Source organism: Corynebacterium sp. c25Ua_89 (genome assembly GCF_047459735.1).
Taxonomy (GTDB): Bacteria; Actinomycetota; Actinomycetes; order Mycobacteriales; family Mycobacteriaceae; genus Corynebacterium; species Corynebacterium simulans.
The window spans coordinates 350994-368418 of record NZ_JASBOD010000002.1; the positions used below are offsets into that span (position 1 = coordinate 350994).

The window sequence follows — 17425 nt, forward strand, 5'->3', positions numbered from 1 at the left end:
TTACACAGAGCCTGGTTCAGAGTCCAGATCAGCGTCCTGCGCAAACCACTCCGGCCATGCCAAAGAATCAAGTGGGTCCCCGGGCATTAGATCCGGATCATCAGCACTAAAGGATTTGGTGCGTCCGGGGCCTGTCGCACGCGTTTCAAACCGCACGCTGACCACACCGTGACCGGCGCCCTGAATCCAGCCGTGGCCATAATCGGGATGATAAACGTCTTGCGTTGCCCGCCACGTGCTATCGGGTTCGTCCTCAATGCTTACTTCCACGCGCCCCTCATCAAGTGCGTTGTCCGAAACTCCGGCCTCGTAGTCATCGTCCGCTTTACTTGGCGGGCGCACCACCACGCGGTCCAACTCAGGAAAGAGTACGTCTTGGCGCGCGGCCTCCAAGCCCGAATAGCTCACACCCACCAAACGAATCGGGCCAAGCTCATCGGGATAGCGCGCGAGCTTGAATGCCGTTGCTTTTAAGGTTTCCGCATCATCCGTGGCATAAGGAAGCGTGGCCGAGCGCGATTCGATGTGGAAATCTGCCATCCGCAGTTTGACGGAGACGGTGCGGGCACCGCGGCCGTCGCGAAGCAAGCGCCGATGCGCGCCTTCCGCCGCCCTCACAATCGCAGCGTCTACCTCCGCTACCGTGAGCAAATCCTTAGGGTAGGTATGCTCCGTGGAAATCTGCTTGGCCACTGCGCGCGGGGCCACCGCCCTGTCGTCGATGCCTTGAGCGAGCTTCCACAAATCCACACCAATCGTCGCGCCTAAAGAAATCTCCACTTCTTTTTGCGACATCGCCGCCAGCTGCCCGATGGTCTCCACACCGATAGCCGCGAGCTTCGTCCGTGTCACCGGCCCCACGCCCCAGAGCTTGCCCACCGGCATGGGGTGGAGAATCTCCAACTGTTTTTCTGCTGGAATCACAAACGTGCCGTCCGGTTTGGCCTCCCCAGAACCAATCTTGGCAAATTGCTTACCCGAACCCGCCCCAATCGAACTCGGCAAGCCAGTCTCCGCACGAATCAGCTCCCGCAGGTTATCTGCCCATTCTTTTACTTCTTCCGGGCTCGCGCCGATCAAAGCTTCAGGCTCCATAAAGGCCTCATCGATGGAAAGCTGCTCAATGACTCCCACGTGTTCCGCGAGAATCTTAAACACTCTTTTCGACGCCGCCGAGTACACCACGTGCCGCGGCTGCACCACCACTCCGCGCAGACCAACCAGCTGCTGGGCGCGGAAAGTGGGCATAGCTGAGTGGGCGCCGAACGCGCGGGCCTCATAGGATGCGCCCGCCACGACGCCGCGCCCGCCGACGCCCGCGACCAACACCGGGCGCCCAAGCAAAGTGGGCCGGGTCAGCTGCTCGACGGACGCGAAGAAAGCGTCCATGTCGATGTGTAAAACCCAGCGTTGCATGCGCCCTATTTTAGAACATGCGTCCTAAATGTCATGCACTGCCCAGCTTTCTAGCATGGAAAACACGCGAAAAGTCTCGCAGATCTCATAAAGCACGAAGGTGATCACCGCCTCACTAATAGCACGATTTTTTGGACAACGCCCGCGGCTTGTATGCAAGATGAATGCATGCCGAATGCAAGCACACCAGCCGCCGAGCGCGCCTATGAATGGGTCAAGCGTGCAATCATCGAAGGTGACATTGCCGAATCCGAGATGCTCTCCGAGGCAGTCATCGCCTCAGAGCTCGGGATGAGCAGAACTCCCATGCGCGAGGCCTTCCTCCGCTTGGAAGTTGAGGGTTTTTTGAAGCTCTATCCCAAACGCGGCGCGCTGGTGGTCCCGATCAGCCCGCGCGAGATTCGCGAGGTCTACGAGGCGCGCCTGCTTGTCGACGCCCACTCCGCCCGCCATATCTGCGCCCTCCCCGCCGCGGAACGCGCCGTCATTGCTGATTGCCTCGATGCGACCATCGCGGAACAAGACGCCGCGCTCAACGCCGGTGACATGCGCACATACACCCACCTCGATGCGCGTTTCCACCAGACCATCATGGACAACGGCGGCAATAGCCTGCTTGCCCATCTCGGTCACACGCTGCGCGAGCGTCAGCAGCGCTTCACAGCCACGGCAATTGGCCGCAATGTGGAGCGAGCGCGTGGCTTCGTCGCCCAACACCGCCTGCTTGCCGACGCCCTCCGCCACGGCAACTACTCCACCTACCGCACCGAACTCGAAGACCACCTGACTACTTCTAGGAATCAACTGTGACCGCTCAAACCTCAACATCCGCATCGTCGCTTTCCCATGTGCCCGCGACTGAGTCCGTGCCTAGCGCATCGCCAGCGCCGGAGGTGTTGCCTTCGTTTAAACCTCATTCGTGGTTTCCCGTCGCCGGTTCAATGGTGGCGGTCGCGTGGGGCGGCAACGAGTTCACCCCATTGTTGGTGATGTACCGCGAGACTTCGCACTTTTCGCAGGTGACCGTCAACGGTTTGCTCGCGGCTTATGTCTTGGGAATCATCCCCGCGTTGCTTGTGGGAGGCCCGCTATCTGACCTCATCGGCCGCAAGCCCACTCTCCTGCCGGCCGCGCCTTTATCGCTGCTGGGGTCTTTCCTGCTGTCCATCGCTCCGCATGAACCGCTTATCATCGCGCTAGGTCGCGTGCTGTGTGGCATGGCGCTGGGCCTTGTTATGGCGGTGGGTTCCACGTGGATTACCGAGCTTGTTTCCCGGGCTGGAGGGGACCCCGCGGCCGGTGCAAGAAAAGCTTCGCTGTGCCTTACCGTCGGATTCTTGGTGGGCGCCGGAATTGCCTCGGTACTGGCGCAATGGGGCCCTTGGCCCACGCACTTAGCTTATATCCTGCACATTCTGCTGACTCTCGCGACTGCGGTTTGGCTGACGCATACTCCGGAAACTCGTGAGCCACGCCACGGTACGGTAAAGACCACCATCTTGGAGCTGAAGGTTCGCGAGATGCTCGAAATGCTGCATATCCCGGCCGCCGCTCACAAGCGCTTCCTGCGCGTGGTCGTTCCCGTTGCCCCGTGGGTATTCGGATGTGCCGGTGCCGCCTATGCCTTGCTCCCGCAGTTGCTCGCCACATCTGCGGGGCAAACGCCCATTGCGTTCTCCGGCCTCATGACCGTCATTACTTTGGGCTGCGGCGTTGGCGTGCAAATGCTCGGACGCCTCATCGATACCCATAAGTCCGCCCGAGCATCCGCGATCGCCATGGCGGTTATTACGCTCGGGGCTTTCATCGCGGCCTTCGCAGCGCAGACGTTGTCGCTGCCTTTGGGCATCGCCGCTGCCGCCACGATGGGCGCTGGCTACGGCCTCGCCCTTGTCGCCGGACTCTCCGAGGTCCAGCGGATCGCCGGTGAAGAGGAGCTGGCAGGCCTCACCGCCGTGTACTACTCCATCTCCTATACCGGCTTCTTCATCCCTATGGCGTTTAGCGCACTATCGGCCTACATCGGATTTACGAAGCTTTTCATCATCGGCAGCATTTTGGCCATTTTGTGTCTAATCAACGTCACTATTGCCTGGCGCGCGCACCTGCCCGGCGCACAGCGCTGACTTTGCGCACTGTGGCCTAAATAGTCACCTCCGCATCAAGAAAGGCGAATTCATAGTATCGATCCGCTGCAAGCTGCGCCGCGAGACGATCTACCTCCTTGCGGCTGCCCACAGACAATGCCAAATGATTCCACCCGGCCGAAGCTAGCCGCTTTTCATGGCCTAGTCGCGCCATGATTTCTAGACGGGAACCGTCTTCGAAACTCAGAAAATAGGTCTTTAGCCCTGTACGTACATGGCCATGTGTTCGATTCGCATACCTGCAAATCTACATAGAAAAATACCCGGTTAACTGGCCAAAAGAAACGTGCCCGGAAGGAGACACGATCTCCTTCCGGGCATTATTCACTTACGCTCTGACATCCAGGTGTCTATACGTTCGTGCGCGCGACGGTCGCGGTGACGTCCTTGACCACCTTGTGGCCTTCAAGAGGCTCGGTAACCACATTGAACTCGGTGGCCAGAACCTCGGCCGCAATGTGCTCCGCGTGACGCTGTGCCCATTCTTCCTTCTCGGCCGGAACGGACAGGACAACGCTGATGCGGTCGTAGACTTCAAAGTCCTCGGCTTTACGGGCATCCTGCAGGCCGCGGATGACGTCGGCGGCCCAGCCTTCTGCCTCGAGCTCCTCGGTCACCTCGGTGTCCAAGACCACGAGGCCATCGACGCCGTCGATACGCGCCGTCGATGCCGGGTTCGCAGCCTGCAGACGCTCGGTGTACTCATCAGCGCCCAGAACGATATCGCCGTCAACGACAACCTCGTCACCACGGCGCTCGTAATTACCCGCCTTCAGGTTCTTGATTGCGCGCTGGACGTCCTTGCCCAAGCGCGGACCCGCGACCTTTGCATTACAGACAACCTCGAAGGTGCCCACGGAATCGACGTCGTCGGTCAGAATGACATCCTTCACGTTGACCTCATCGCGGATGATGTCCGCAAAGTCAGCGAGCTGCGCGGAATCAGCCATGGCCACGGTCAGCTTCGGCAGCGGCAGGCGGTTACGTAGCTTGTTGGACTTACGCACGCTCGAGGCTGCGGAAGCTACCGCGCGCACTGCATCCATCGCGGAAACCAGCTCCGCATCAGCCGGGTAATCCTCAGCCTTCGGGTAGCTAGCCAAGTGCACGGAGCGCTCGCCGGTCAGGCCGCGGTAGATGACCTCAGCCACGTGTGGCAGCAGCGGAGCCACCACGCGGGTGACAGTCTCCAGCACGGTGTAGAGGGTGTTAAAGGCCTCTGCGTGCTCTTCCTCTCCCGACCAGAAGCGGTCACGCGAGCGACGCACGTACCAGTTGGTCAGCACGTCCGCGAAGTGACGCACCTCCTCCGTCGCCGCAGCGATGTCAGTATTCGCCAACGCCGCATCGGTATGCTCCACCAAGTCATGGGTCTTAGCCAGGATGTAGCGGTCAAGAACATTGCCCGAAGTGACATCAAACTTCGCCTCGCGGCTCGCGTAGAGCTGCAGGAAGGTATACGCATTCCAGATCGGCAAGATGGCCTGGCGCACGCCCTCGCGGATGCCCTGCTCCGTGACGATCAGATTGCCGCCGCGCAGAATCGGGCTGGACATCAAGAACCAGCGCATCGCATCCGAGCCATCGCGGTCAAAGACCTCGTTGACGTTCGGGTAGTTGCCCTTAGACTTCGACATCTTCAGACCATCATTGCCCAAGACGATGCCGTGAGCGACGACCTTCTTATACGCCGGACGGTCAAACAGCGCCGTAGACAGTACGTGCATCACGTAGAACCAACCACGCGTCTGGCCCGAGTACTCCACGATGAAGTCAGACGGCGAATGCGTCTCGAACCACTCTTTGTTCTCAAACGGGTAGTGCTTTTGCGCAAACGGCATCGAACCAGACTCGAACCAGCAATCCAGCACGTCCGGCACACGAACCATCATGGACTTGCCCGTCGGGTCATCCGGGTTCGGGCGGGTCAGCTCATCGATGTATGGGCGGTGCAAGGAGGTAGGACGCACGCCGAAGTCTGCCTCCAGCTCATCCAAAGAACCGTAGACATCAACGCGCGGGTACTCCGGGCTATCGGAAACCCACGCCGGAATCGGTGCACCCCAGTAGCGAGTACGAGAAATGTTCCAGTCTCGTGCGCCTTCCAGCCACTTACCGAACTGGCCATCGCGGATATGCTCCGGCAACCACTCGATTTCGTTGTGGTTTAGCTCCACCATGCGGTCACGGAACTCGGTCACCTTCACAAACCACGCCGGCATTGCCTTGTAAATAAGAGGCTCGCCCGAACGCCAAGAGTGCGGGTAGGAGTGCTCAATCGTCACGTGGCGAACCACGCGGCCAGCAGCTTTAAGATCCTTGATGATGTCCTTGTTCGCATCGAAGACCAACTGGCCCTCATACGGCGGAACCTGCGAGGTAAACTCGCCGTCCTCATCCACTGGGATGGCAAGTTCGATGCCGTACTTCTGGCAGGTCAACATATCGTCCTCACCAAAGGCTGGAGCCTGGTGAACCACGCCGGTGCCGTCTTCAGTGGTGACGTAATCTGCAAGGATGACCTGGTAGGCGTTCTCCAGCTCTGGGAAGAATCCGAAGATCGGCTCGTAGGTAAAGCCCTCCAACTGATTGCCCTGGAAAGTTTCGAGGACTTCTACCTCGCCGAGTTCCTTGGCCAACGTCGCCGTCAAAGCCTCGGCCATGATGAACGTGTGGCCTGCGAAGTCGCCATCCGTGGCTTTGAACAGCACATAGTTAACCTCAGGGTGGACCGCCAAAGCAGCATTCGACGGCAAAGTCCAAGGTGTCGTGGTCCAGGCGAGGAAGGAGGCGTCGGCAAGCGCAGGATGTACGGAAAGCGTCTCCGCAGCCGCCGAATCAGCCTTCGCACCAGTAACCGGGAAAGTCACCGTCAGCGTCGGGTCTTGGCGCATCTTATAAGAATCATCCAGGCGAGTTTCCTGGTTAGACAGCGAAGTATGCTCCGCCCAGGAATAAGGCAGCACGCGGAAGCCCTGGTAGATAAGGCCCTTATCGTAGAGCTCCTTGAAAGCCCACATGACAGATTCCATGTAGTTGATGTCGAGCGTCTTGTAGCCGTTCTCGAAATCAACCCAGCGTGCCTGGCGGTTGACGTAGTCTTCCCACTCATCTGCATACTGCATAACGGACTTCTCGCAGTACTCATTGAACTTGGCTAGACCCATGTCCTGAATCTGAGCCTTGTCCGTGATGCCCAGCTGCTTTTCCGCCTCCAACTCAGCCGGCAAGCCGTGGGTATCCCAACCGAAGATACGTGGCACATAATTGCCCGCCATCGTGCGGTAACGAGGGACGATGTCCTTAACGTAGCCGGTCAGGAGGTGACCGTAGTGTGGCAGGCCGTTCGCAAAGGGAGGGCCATCATAGAAGATGTACTCAGGACAATCCTTGGTCTGGTCCAAGCTGGCTTTGAAGGTATCGTCTTCCTTCCAGAACTTCTGGACGATTTCCTCCATGTCGGGGAAACGGGTGGAACCACCGGTCATGTCTACCTTGGGGTAGACACCGCCTACGTTTTCGCTCATTAATCTTCCTTCACTCGAGTGCTGGTGCAGGGACGCGCCTTGCGGCTCGCGGTACCACCCTGCTTGGCGCGAAAATGCGCCCGCTTCGTTTCGGTGAAGGAGATTTCGGTCCCACCCGCTCGGTTCTACTTTTAAGCTCTGTGGCTTAGGTTCTTCCGAGATGCTCCCCGGTGATGGCCGGATCATTGCATACGTGAGGAAATTATACCCACGGCGTCAACTTTTCACAGACTGAGGTTCCCGAGTGGTGCAAATGGATATCAATGAGTCGGTTGAGACAAAGTTATCCACAGGTTGAAAAATTCCCCTTGTGCCTTGTCGATAGGGCTTTTTAGGGTGGGTTTATGACTTCACTTCAGGCATTCTTAGCGGCAATACGCCCAGGCATGGACATCGTGGCTGGGTGCGCAGGACTGTCTGAAAAGGCTTTGATATCGGCTGGCGCGCCGGATAAAACGGCACAGCAATTGCTCGCGCTTTACGACGTCTACTTTGGCCGCACCGCTTTCACCCGCCGGCAACGCGATTCCGTGGCTGCAGCGCAAAGGCTTGGCCATTCCCTGCCCACAATCGAAGTTATCGAACGCTACGCAATGCGCACGAAGACCCAACGTGCGGCGTGGCAGATGCGCGAGGAACTGTGCAATACCAAGGCCGATACCCTCGCGATGGAGCAGCTAGCGAAGAAAAAACTAAAAGCGCTCAATAGCGAGCGCGAGCCAGAGCAAGGAGTAAAGCTGTATCGCCGCAAGGATAAGCCATGGACTTTGGCGATCACCGGCCCATCGACTTTAATCGCGGATATGCATGCGGCTATCGACCCTGCTTCTCCCCTGGAGTCTTTGGAAAACCTCTTCTTCCGCGCTGCTAAGGACTCAACAAGAGTGTCTAGCGCAACCGGAGAAAGGCCGCGGGTACATACCAACGTCATCGTACAACTGCCCGCGCTGGCAAAGATCTTGCAGGGCGACGGCGAGGAGATAAGCCTGCAAATGACAAACGGCGCCGTCATGTCCGGCGCGGAGTTCGTGAGAAGAGCACTGGACTCGTGCCTTGATTTCGCCACACTCGTGCATCCACATGAGGGGCCGGTGAATCTCTATCGAACGAAGCGCTTTGCCAACAGCAAGCAAAGGCTGATGGCGGGAGCAGAAAATCCCACCTGTGCTTGGCCAGGTTGTAATCACCCGGCAGATACTAGTCAGGTGCATCACTTAAACGCCTGGTCGCAGGGAGGTCCAACGAACATGGCAAATCTTGCGACTTTATGTCACTACCACAACGGCGTGAACGAAGACGACCCTAACGCCCCGCCGTTACGCGGTAGGTTAGCCAGGGTCGATGGAAAGGTGCGCTGGCAGCGCGGCTAGCAAAAAGGCAACAACCACGACTATGTGCAATGCAATGTCAGGGCCATGCGCCACAATCTAGGAGGCAGGGTGCTCCCCTGCCTCCTCGTCCTGCGCAAAATCAGGTTTGCGCTTGCGTAGACCGTCTATCACGAACAGCACCATGCCTAGGCCGGCAGAAGCGAAGAGAAGATACAGCGACCAATCAGCTGCAGTCAGAATGAAGTTGACGAGAGCTAGGAAAGCCACGAACGCCAAGACGAGTGCTGCAACAAGCATTTAAACCTCCAGAAAAGCGCCCTCCCGGATACTCGGAAGGGCGCTTTATAAATAGCTTTTACTTGCCAGCCTCGCCGTTAGGAGCAGCGGTGCCGCGAGTCTCAAGCTCCTCCAGCTGGGACTCCAGCAGGGTCTTCAGACGGGTGCGGTACTCGCGCTCGAAGGTGCGCAGCTCAGCGATACGAGCCTCAAGAGCCGTCTGCTGCTGCTTGACGGTGTTCATGACCTCGGTGTGCTTCTTCTCAGCGTCAGCCTGCAGGGCAGCAGCCTTCTCCTCTGCCTGGCGAATCTGTGCCTCAGCGCGGGAGTTAGCCTCGGACTCGGTCTGCTTTGCCTTAGCCTCAGCCTCGGAAACCAGCTTCTTGGAGCGAGTATCAGCGTCTGCGAGCTGTGCGTCGAACTTCTGCTGAGCGTCTACGAGCTGTGCCTTGGAGCGGGAATCAGCATCGGTCAGCTGCTTCTCGGCGGCAGTGCGTGCCTCGGAGAGCATGGACTCGGACTCTGCCTTTGCCTCGGAGGTCAGGCGGTCTGCCATCTCCTGCGCCAAGCCCAGAACGCGAGCTGCCTGCATGTGGGTCTCTGGGGTAGCCAGGCCGTCGGCAGCCTTGGTTGCGGCAGCGCCAACACCTGCACCAGCCAGACCAGAAGCCGCTGCGGTCTTTGCAGAGCCAGCGTTCTTCTTCAGGTCCTCGTTCTCCTTCTTGGAAGTCTCGAGGTCCTTCTTGGCCTGAGTAGCCTCTGCACGAGCTACCTCGAGCTCGCGCTTTGCCTTTGCGGCGTCCTCGCGTGCAGCCTTCAGCTCAGCATCGCTGTTCGAGAAAGCAGCAGCCGGAGCCTTAGCGGACTCAGCATTCTTTGCCTGTTCCTGCGCGCGCTTTGCTTCTTCCTTAGCCTTGGCAACTTCATTCTTGGAATCAGCAAGCTTGGTCTCGTACTCAGCGCGCAGCTTGGACTCGATCTCCTTACGGAGGGTAGCTTCGTCTGCACCCTTAGTAGCTGCGGACCCTGCAACGGCACCCGCTGCAGCACCAGCGCCGCCCTTGGACTGCAGCTGCTCTACCTGAGACTGCAGGTCATCATTCTCGTCCTGCAGCTGGGCAAGGGTGTCCTCGACGAGGTCCAGGAACTGGTCGACCTCATCCTCGTTGTAGCCACGCTTGCCAATTGGCGGCTTGCTAAAAGCGACGTTGTGAACATCAGCTGGTGACAGTGGCATTGACTTCTCTTCCCCTTCGAGTCGGTGCAACTCCGGTGGGTCCGGAGTTTTTGGGAGATGTAAACGTATCCCGAGAGTACCTAAATTCTGAACTCAGGTGTCTACTCAGGATTCGCTAACAAAGAACTTGTGCGTTTAATTTTACGGAATATCAGTGAAGATTATATCCAAAAGCCCACATTATCTAACGTTGCACGCAGTCTCAACGTTAACGGGAGGTTTTAATACACCCGCACTACAAGAACACTGCAACAACAACCATCTGCAGGACCATCAAAATCAGGAACAAAACAAGGATGGACATGTCCAGTGCCACTCCACCCAGACGCAGCGGCGGGACCACGCGGCGGAGTGCCTTTACTGGCGGGTCAGTAACTACAAACAGCGGCTCTGCCACCACCATGAACCACCGCGGTGGGTTAAATTGGCGCGAGAAAGACTGAATCATCTCGATGATGATTCGCAGGGCCAAAATCCACGAGAAGATACGTAGAAACAGCAACAAACTATATCCGATAATGCTCACCCGCTCGAGCCTATATGAACTACCCCCGTGTTCGGCACTCGGCTCGCTAATGGCGAACGCCGCCCTCCCCTTCCCCCACCAACACTTAGAGGAAAGATAAGACGGCGTTACTTTAAAAGCTTCTGTTTAACGCAGGTGCGCTGCGCGCTCAAGCTCCAGAGTGGAGATGCCTGCATCCTTCGGCACGATGGCGAAAACGCGACGGTCGGTGTCCATACCCTTGGTCAGGTTGAGCATGCGACCCTCGAGACCGAAGCACAGGCCAGCAGCAAAGTCAATGAAACGCTTTGCCGACGCCTTGTCCGCATCGGTCAGCTCAAAGACAACGGCGTCGCCATCACGGAACGGTGCGCCAACCTTGGCCGCATCGTTGAAGGAAACGAGGGAAAGCGCAACGATGGTCGGAACGAACTCCTCCTGTGCTGCCGGCTCGAAAGAGCGCGGGGCGTAAGCAGCAGAGCCGTTGGACTCATAAGTGCGCTCGTCTGCGTAGTATGCATCGTCCGCTTCGATGTCCACCGGACCCAGTCCGAAGAACTCTTTCGTCCTATCAATCAATGACATTTCTGGTCTCCCTCTGACCCTAATTGTTGAGCATGTTTTTGGTGCGAATGTTACTCATGTGAAAGCAGTGAATTGCACCCGTGAAATGCGCTTTTGCGTTGCCACTTAACCTAATGGGCGGGGTCCCATGATGCCGGTTCCGACACGCACGATATCGCTTCCCGCGGCAATCGCCACAGCCATATCCGCGCTCATTCCCGCCGACATCAAAAGCTTCCGTCCAAGGCGGCTGCCCACCTCGTCACAGAGCTTGCGAACTCGGGCAAAAACTTCAACCGGGTCCGCATCTAGGGGCGGAACGACCATGAAACCGCGCAGTTCGAGGTTGTCGAGATCCTCCACGACGCCCACAAGCTCATCGACATCCGCATAGGCTACTCCCCCGCGCGCACTATCTCCGTCGTGGGAGAGCTGGATGAACACCGGCAGTTTTCCTTCGCGCTCGCCCGCTTGCAAAGCATTGCCGACGCCCCGGTCCAACGCACGCGCAAGCTTTTCCGTATCCAACGAATGCACACTTTGTGCCCACCGCGCGACGTGATTGGCCTTCTTCGTCTGAATCTGGCCAATCATATGGAAACGCATCTGCGGCAACTCCGCCGCCTTGGCACGGGCTTCTTGTTCGCGGTTCTCGGCGACGTCGGTGATACCAAGCTCGGCGAGTAGCGCGACGTCGGCAGCCGGGTGAAACTTGGTCACCGGCAGCAGTTCGGGCGCAGGACGGCCGGCATTCTTGGCGATTTCTGCGATATCAGCGCGGGTGCGCTCGAGGTTTTCCTGTAATTGCTGCTTGCGTGTCATTTATGCCTCCAACCAAATAACACCGGCTTGGCGTCCGGTAGTGCCTTCGCGGCGGTAAGAAAAGAAGTCGCTGTCTTCGATGGTGCAGCGAGGGTCAGCTTCAATGTTGGTAATTCCCATCCCCATCAGCTGACGGACAAGACCCTTGCGAACGTCGACGCCCCAGGTGCCCTTCTTTGTGCGGGTCTTCGCCCCGGGCAAGTGCTTCTCGACGTCGTTTGCCATAGCCTCCGGCACCTCATAGTTCAGTCCCGATGCGGCGGGGCCGAGAAGAACTTGAATGTTGGAGGGGCTCGCGCCCAGTTCGCACATCGTAGTAACCGTGTTGCGAATGATCCCGTTGCGGGCGCCGAGCCGACCGGCATGGGCAGCGGCGATAACGCCGGCGGAGATGTCGCTGAGCAATACGGGGGTGCAATCAGCAACCAGAACCCCGAGTCCTAAGCGTTTTTCGGTAGTGACGATTGCGTCGGTCGCCGCCACTGGGGTGCCAACATGGCTACGGTCGACGCGAGTGACGGTGTTGGTGTGGAGCTGTTCCATCCACACAATCTCATCGAGCCCGAGAACCCTGGCGAGACGGGCGCGGTTATGGGCGACGTTTGCCGGGTCATCGCCGACGTGGTCGCCTAGGTTGAAAGAGTCGTAAGGCGATGACGAAACCCCGCCCGCACGAGTCGTAAAGACCATGCGAACGGGGCGTTTAGGTGCTTCCTCGTTTACTGGCATGCACTCCAGGTTAGCGCAGTATTTTGCTGCTTTAGCGCATGAAGGACGGCACGTCGAGATCGTCATCGCCGTCATCGTGGCGACGGTCGTCACGACGATCTGCCGGGCGGGACAGGCGGTAGTCGTCACGGCGATCTTCACGAGCAAAACGATCGGAGCTGGTGAACAGACCGTTGGAGGAATGGCGTGGACGGTAGGTCTCAGCCGGCTGCTCCTCGTAACGCGGCTGCGCAGGTTCCTCGTAGCGCGGCTGCTGCTGTACCGGCTGCTGCTGTACTGGCTCCTGCTGCAGCGGTTGCTGCTGTACCGGTTGCTGTTGGTGCATTGGCTCCTGTTGTACCGACTGCTGTGCCGAAGCTTCCTGGCGGTTATCGAAAAGGGAGCCCGGACGCTGCTGCTGCGGCTGGGACGGTGCCGGCTGAGCTGCGGTGGTCATGTTGGCCTGTGCATCAAAGCCGGTGGCGATGATGGTGACGCGGACTTCGTCGCCCAGGTTGTCATCGATGATGGTACCGAAGATGATGTTGGCGTCTTCGTCAGCACGCTCCTCGACCATGGATGCAGCGGCGTTAACCTCATGCAGACCAAGATCAGAGCCGCCGGCGATGGAGAGCAGAACGCCCTTTGCGCCTTCCATGGTGGACTCGAGCAGCGGGGAGTTGATTGCCTGCTCAGCGGCATTGAGCGCACGGTTATCACCGCGTGCAGAGCCGATGCCCATGAGAGCGGAGCCGGCATCGGCCATGACGGAGCGGACGTCGGCAAAGTCGACGTTAATCATGCCCGGGATGGTGATCAGGTTCGTAATACCCTGGACACCGTTGTGCAGGACCTCATCGGCTGCGCGGAATGCCTCGACGATGGACAGCTCCTCGCCCCCCAGCTGCATCAGACGGTCGTTCGGGATAACGATGAGCGTGTCGCAGACGTCGCGCAGCTCCTCGATGCCAGACATTGCCTGGCGGGTACGGCGTGCGCCCTCGAACTTGAATGGACGGGTAACAACGCCGACGGTCAGCGCCCCCATCTTTTTCGCGATGGAAGCAACGACCGGAGCGGCGCCGGTACCAGTGCCGCCACCCTCGCCGGCGGTGACGAAGACCATGTCCGAGCCTTCCAGGGCATCCTCAATCTCAGTCTTGTGGTCTTCTGCGGAGGTCTTGCCAACCTCCGGGTTAGCGCCCGCGCCGAGACCGCGGGTGGCTTCGCGGCCGATATCGAGCTTGGTGTCAGCATCCGAGAAAATCAGCGCCTGGGAGTCGGTGTTAATCGCGACGAACTGAACACCCTTCAGACCTTCTTCGATCATGCGGTTCACGGCGTTAACGCCGCCGCCGCCGACACCGACGACCTTGATTTCCGCGAGGTTATTGCTAGTTGAGATCATGTGAGGGGTGCTCACCTTTCACTGTTGGTGCGTAAACGAGGATTTTTATTGCACGCGACTTTATCTCACGCGCGGTTATTTCCATCTTTATGGAAGTGCCGTAGTTTTTCACGTACATTTTGCCGCGTGTCGGTACCCTCAAGTTGTAGTTTAGGGTTGCTGACGTGCAGGTTTTCAAATCACAAACGCCCCACGCACCCCACCTGTATGACCAAGATGGGCTCTGCGCAGGGCGTTAAATTCAGACGGCTATTTCGTGGTTACCAATTCGGGGTTTGAAATATTCCACTGCCCGCCTTCCATCTTCAAAACCGTCTCGAAAGCCAAAGCCTTATTGGCGTTATCCTCCGAGGCACCCCAGAAGACGCTGCGATCATCTTTCAAACGGAAAGTCATCGAATAAGCGCTTTTAACCTCGAGAGACTTCACCTGTGCGCGCAACGGCTGTGGCAAAGCGGCGACTACCTCCACGGCATCACTCATCTCCTCCGAGTCGGGCTCGGCGCTGCCGGTAATTTCCACTGCGCCCTCCGGCGGGGTGTCCTCGGCGAATTCTTCACCCTCGGCGTCGATAAGCTTGTTCTTATCACGGAAAGCCACCGCCTCGTGTTCTGTAACCTCCACGCTCAAAGTCGACGGAAATGAGCGCGATACGGTTGCGGACTTGACCCACGGCAAGCGTGCGACTCCCGACGCCGCTGCACGGGCATCTACCCGCACTAGGTTCTCGCCTTTAGCGACACCACTGGCTTCTTCCACCTGTGCTGCATCGACATGGCTTATGCCTTGTACCTCGAAGGAAGAAACCTTGAACACAGGGAACATCCACACGGCAACTGCCGCCAGCACAACGACCGCTACGAGCCCCGTGACAGAAACCGCAATTGTCTTCTTAGTCATTAAGCGCCTTCAGCTCATCGAGGATCTCCGCGGCCAGCATCGTGACTGAACCCGCGCCGATGGTGAGTACGACATCGCCAGGGCGCACCAGGGACACAACATCTTGAGCCGCCTCCGAGAAATCCGGTTCGAAAATGACCTTCATCTCTTCCGGCATTTTGTCGGTGATGATGCGGGAGGTAATGCCCTCCACCGGTTGCTCCCGAGCGCCGTAGATGTCGAGGACAACGGCGGCGTCGGCAAGCGCGAGTGCTGCAGCGAACTCCTTGTCGAATTCCATCGTGCGGGAGTACAGGTGCGGCTGGAAGCATGCGATAACGCGCGCCCCCTTGCCTTCTGCCTCTACCTTTTGGCGGGCTGCACCGAGGACTGCGGTGACCTCGGTTGGGTGGTGGGCATAGTCGTCGAAGACGCGCACCTCGTGCTCGGTGCCTCGGTACTCAAAGCGACGGCGCACACCGGTGAAATCACTAAGGCCCACCGCGAGATCGTCCAGGTCGCCGCCGGCCAAGCCGCCCGCGATAAGCGAGGCCAAAGAGTTAAGCACCATGTGATGCCCCGGAATCTGCAGCTCATAGGAGAGCTCTTCCGCCTTTCCACCGGGCAGCGTGACGCGTGCACGGACTTGCATGCCAATGACAGAAACCTGCTCTTCTGCTACCTCAGCGGCCAAGGGAATCTCCGGATACTGCGCGGCTGCTTGAGCGCTGCCGTAGCCAAGAACGTTGATTCCGCGGTCAAGGGCGCGTTTACCGGCCTGCGCTGCATGCTCATCCTCCAAGCACACGACGAGATGTCCGCCCGGCACGATGCGATCGGCGAAGTCGTCGAAGACCTGATAATAGGCCTCAGCATTGTGGAAGAAATCTAGGTGGTCCGGCTCGATGTTGGTAATCACCGCGACTTCAGGGCTATAGCGCAGCAAGGAAGCATCGGATTCATCGGCCTCGGCGACGAAGGCATCGCCAGTCCCGCCATGAGCGTTGGTGCCCGCGCGGTTGAGCTGGCCACCAATGGCAAAGGAAGGATCAAGACCTGCCTGCTGCATCGCAGAGACGGTCATCGAGGTGGTGGAAGTCTTGCCATGCGTACCAGCGAGGAGCACCTGCTGGTGGCCCTCCATCAGCTCGGCGAGAAGGTCGGAGCGGCGAATCACCGGAATGCCGGCCTCCCGCGCACCTACCAACTCCGGGTTATCCTGCGGGATGGCTGCGAAGGAAGTGACCACGACAGTCGGCTTCTCTCCCGCCAGCTCGAGATTTTCTGCCGCGTGGCCTACCGCAATCTTTACACCCATCGTGCGCAGGATTTCCACCGGCGTTGACTCCTTAACGTCGGAGCCGGTAACGACGCCACCACGCGAGGCGAGGATGCGCGCCAGGCCAGACATGCCAGAACCGCCGATGCCCACCATGTGGACGCGAGTGAGGTCATAAGAGTCAGTCATCTTCTTTAAAATTCCTTCAGCTTCAAAGATCTTGCGCGAGGGTTTTAAGCGCGCGCTTGCTCGATGGTGGTGGCGATTCGGTCGGCGATGGTGTTGGCAACGTCGCCTGCAGAGCTCGTCGCCGTGGCCTTCTGCATTGTGCTAAGGCGTGCGCCGTCTTCCATGATGCCGCGGACCTCGGAGACCAAGCGCTGGGGGTTGAGTTCGGCGTCGGCGATCTGCACGGCAGCGCCGGCTTCCACTAGCTCGCGGGAGTTCAGCGCCTGCTCCCCATTTCCGATTGGCAGCGGCACATAAATGGCAGGAACGCCAGCGGCGGTTACCTCAGCGACCGTCATCGCGCCGGAGCGGCAAATCATCAAGTCAGCTACGGCAAGGGCACCGGCCATATCGTCGATGTACGGCAGCGGGATGTAATTCGAGGCAAACGCCGGCGCCGCGTTCTTCTTTCCATAGGCGTGCAGAACTTGGTACCTCTCGGTCAGCTCCGGCAACGCGCCCGCCACTGCCTTATTGATGCTGGCTGCGCCCTGCGAGCCACCGGTAATGACGATGGTGGGCATATCCTCGCGCAACCCCCAACGCTTGCGGGCCTCCGCAGCCACAGAACCGTCGGGGTCTTGCCCCATTCCTGGGCGCACTGGGATACCCACGACCTCGCCCGGCATGCCGGAGTTCGGGTGCGCGTTGAAGCCGATTCCGCCCAAACGCACGCCAAGCTTATTTGCGATGCCCGAAAGCGCGTTGGTTTCTAGCACATAAAAAGGCATGCCTAGAGTCTTTGCAGCAAGGTAGGCCGAAGCGGAAACGTATCCGCCCGTTCCAAAGACCACGTCAGCCTCAACGTCTTTTAAAACCTTGCGGGTTTGCATTACCGACTTTGCAACGTTCAAAGGAAGCTTAAACAGATCGGCGTTCACCTTGCGCGGAACCGGAACGGGAGTCACCATGCGCAGATCCACCCCGCGGGCGGGAACGATATCGCGCTCCAGTCCCTTCTCGGTGCCTAGCGCGGTTATCTTCGCGCCGTGACGCTGCCGGAGCGCTTCACCCACTGCGAGCGCTGGTTCGATATGGCCTGCGGTGCCGCCACCTGCAAGGACGACAGAAATGGGGGTGGAATTCATGACCTACAGG

At 58.8% G+C, this 17425-nt stretch carries 15 protein-coding genes; 3 read left to right on the forward strand and 12 right to left on the reverse strand.

Features of this window, described 5'->3' with window-relative positions; all coding sequences use genetic code 11:
• A complete protein-coding gene (locus QKB66_RS04480; RefSeq protein ID WP_414252781.1) occupies positions 1-1416 on the reverse strand; it encodes a DNA polymerase IV in 1416 nt (471 codons plus the stop codon).
• Positions 1417-1584: 168 nt separating this feature from the next.
• Here QKB66_RS04480 and QKB66_RS04485 point away from each other — a divergent pair, with 168 nt between their 5' ends.
• Together QKB66_RS04485 and QKB66_RS04490 are read left to right on the forward strand one after the other, a co-directional pair.
• Complete coding sequence (locus QKB66_RS04485) at positions 1585-2226, forward strand: GntR family transcriptional regulator (protein ID WP_248091408.1); 642 nt, start codon at positions 1585-1587, stop codon at positions 2224-2226.
• 131 nt (positions 2227-2357) lie between these two features.
• On the forward strand, positions 2358-3542 hold the full coding sequence (locus QKB66_RS04490; RefSeq protein WP_414252860.1) for an MFS transporter: 1185 nt from the start codon (positions 2358-2360) through the stop codon (positions 3540-3542).
• A 371-nt stretch (positions 3543-3913) separates the two neighbouring features.
• Here QKB66_RS04490 and ileS read toward each other — a convergent pair whose 3' ends face one another.
• Positions 3914-7090 carry an isoleucine--tRNA ligase gene (ileS, locus tag QKB66_RS04495; RefSeq protein WP_414252782.1) on the reverse strand — a complete coding sequence of 1059 codons (3177 nt, stop codon included), beginning with the start codon at positions 7088-7090 and terminating at the stop codon, positions 3914-3916.
• A 344-nt stretch (positions 7091-7434) separates the two neighbouring features.
• Between ileS and QKB66_RS04500 the strand changes: the two genes are divergently transcribed.
• Positions 7435-8460: an HNH endonuclease signature motif containing protein gene (locus QKB66_RS04500; protein WP_414252783.1), complete on the forward strand. Its 1026-nt coding sequence runs from the start codon at positions 7435-7437 to the stop codon at positions 8458-8460.
• A gap of 57 nt (positions 8461-8517) precedes the next feature.
• On the opposite strand, the gene QKB66_RS04505 is transcribed toward QKB66_RS04500, so the two are convergent.
• The 10 genes from QKB66_RS04505 to murG all read right to left on the reverse strand — a co-directional run bounded on the left by QKB66_RS04505 (position 8518) and on the right by murG (position 17415).
• Complete coding sequence (locus QKB66_RS04505; RefSeq protein ID WP_248091402.1) at positions 8518-8718, reverse strand: zinc-binding dehydrogenase; 201 nt, start codon at positions 8716-8718, stop codon at positions 8518-8520.
• A gap of 58 nt (positions 8719-8776) precedes the next feature.
• Complete coding sequence (locus tag QKB66_RS04510; protein ID WP_414252784.1) at positions 8777-9934, reverse strand: DivIVA domain-containing protein; 1158 nt, start codon at positions 9932-9934, stop codon at positions 8777-8779.
• Positions 9935-10169: 235 nt separating this feature from the next.
• The gene (locus QKB66_RS04515) at positions 10170-10460 is read right to left on the reverse strand and encodes a YggT family protein (RefSeq protein WP_414252785.1); all 291 of its coding nucleotides are present in this window, start codon (positions 10458-10460) and stop codon (positions 10170-10172) included.
• Positions 10461-10586: 126 nt separating this feature from the next.
• The gene (locus QKB66_RS04520) at positions 10587-11024 is read right to left on the reverse strand and encodes a cell division protein SepF (RefSeq protein ID WP_248091395.1); all 438 of its coding nucleotides are present in this window, start codon (positions 11022-11024) and stop codon (positions 10587-10589) included.
• A gap of 105 nt (positions 11025-11129) precedes the next feature.
• Positions 11130-11825, reverse strand: coding sequence for a YggS family pyridoxal phosphate-dependent enzyme (locus tag QKB66_RS04525; protein WP_248091392.1), 696 nt, complete (start codon positions 11823-11825; stop codon positions 11130-11132).
• The gene (pgeF, locus tag QKB66_RS04530) at positions 11826-12554 is read right to left on the reverse strand and encodes a peptidoglycan editing factor PgeF (RefSeq protein ID WP_061923470.1); all 729 of its coding nucleotides are present in this window, start codon (positions 12552-12554) and stop codon (positions 11826-11828) included.
• A gap of 31 nt (positions 12555-12585) precedes the next feature.
• Entirely contained in the window at positions 12586-13941 is a 1356-nt protein-coding gene (gene ftsZ, locus QKB66_RS04535) for a cell division protein FtsZ (RefSeq protein ID WP_248091388.1), read from the reverse strand.
• A gap of 249 nt (positions 13942-14190) precedes the next feature.
• Positions 14191-14841 (reverse strand): cell division protein FtsQ/DivIB, encoded by a 651-nt coding sequence (locus QKB66_RS04540; protein ID WP_248091385.1) that lies wholly within the window; start codon positions 14839-14841, stop codon positions 14191-14193.
• The gene (gene murC, locus QKB66_RS04545) at positions 14834-16288 is read right to left on the reverse strand and encodes a UDP-N-acetylmuramate--L-alanine ligase (protein WP_311517929.1); all 1455 of its coding nucleotides are present in this window, start codon (positions 16286-16288) and stop codon (positions 14834-14836) included. Before murC ends, QKB66_RS04540 begins: the two co-directional genes overlap by 8 nt.
• A gap of 44 nt (positions 16289-16332) precedes the next feature.
• Positions 16333-17415, reverse strand: coding sequence for an undecaprenyldiphospho-muramoylpentapeptide beta-N-acetylglucosaminyltransferase (murG, locus tag QKB66_RS04550; protein ID WP_414252786.1), 1083 nt, complete (start codon positions 17413-17415; stop codon positions 16333-16335).
• Between the last annotated feature and the right edge of the window lie 10 nt (positions 17416-17425).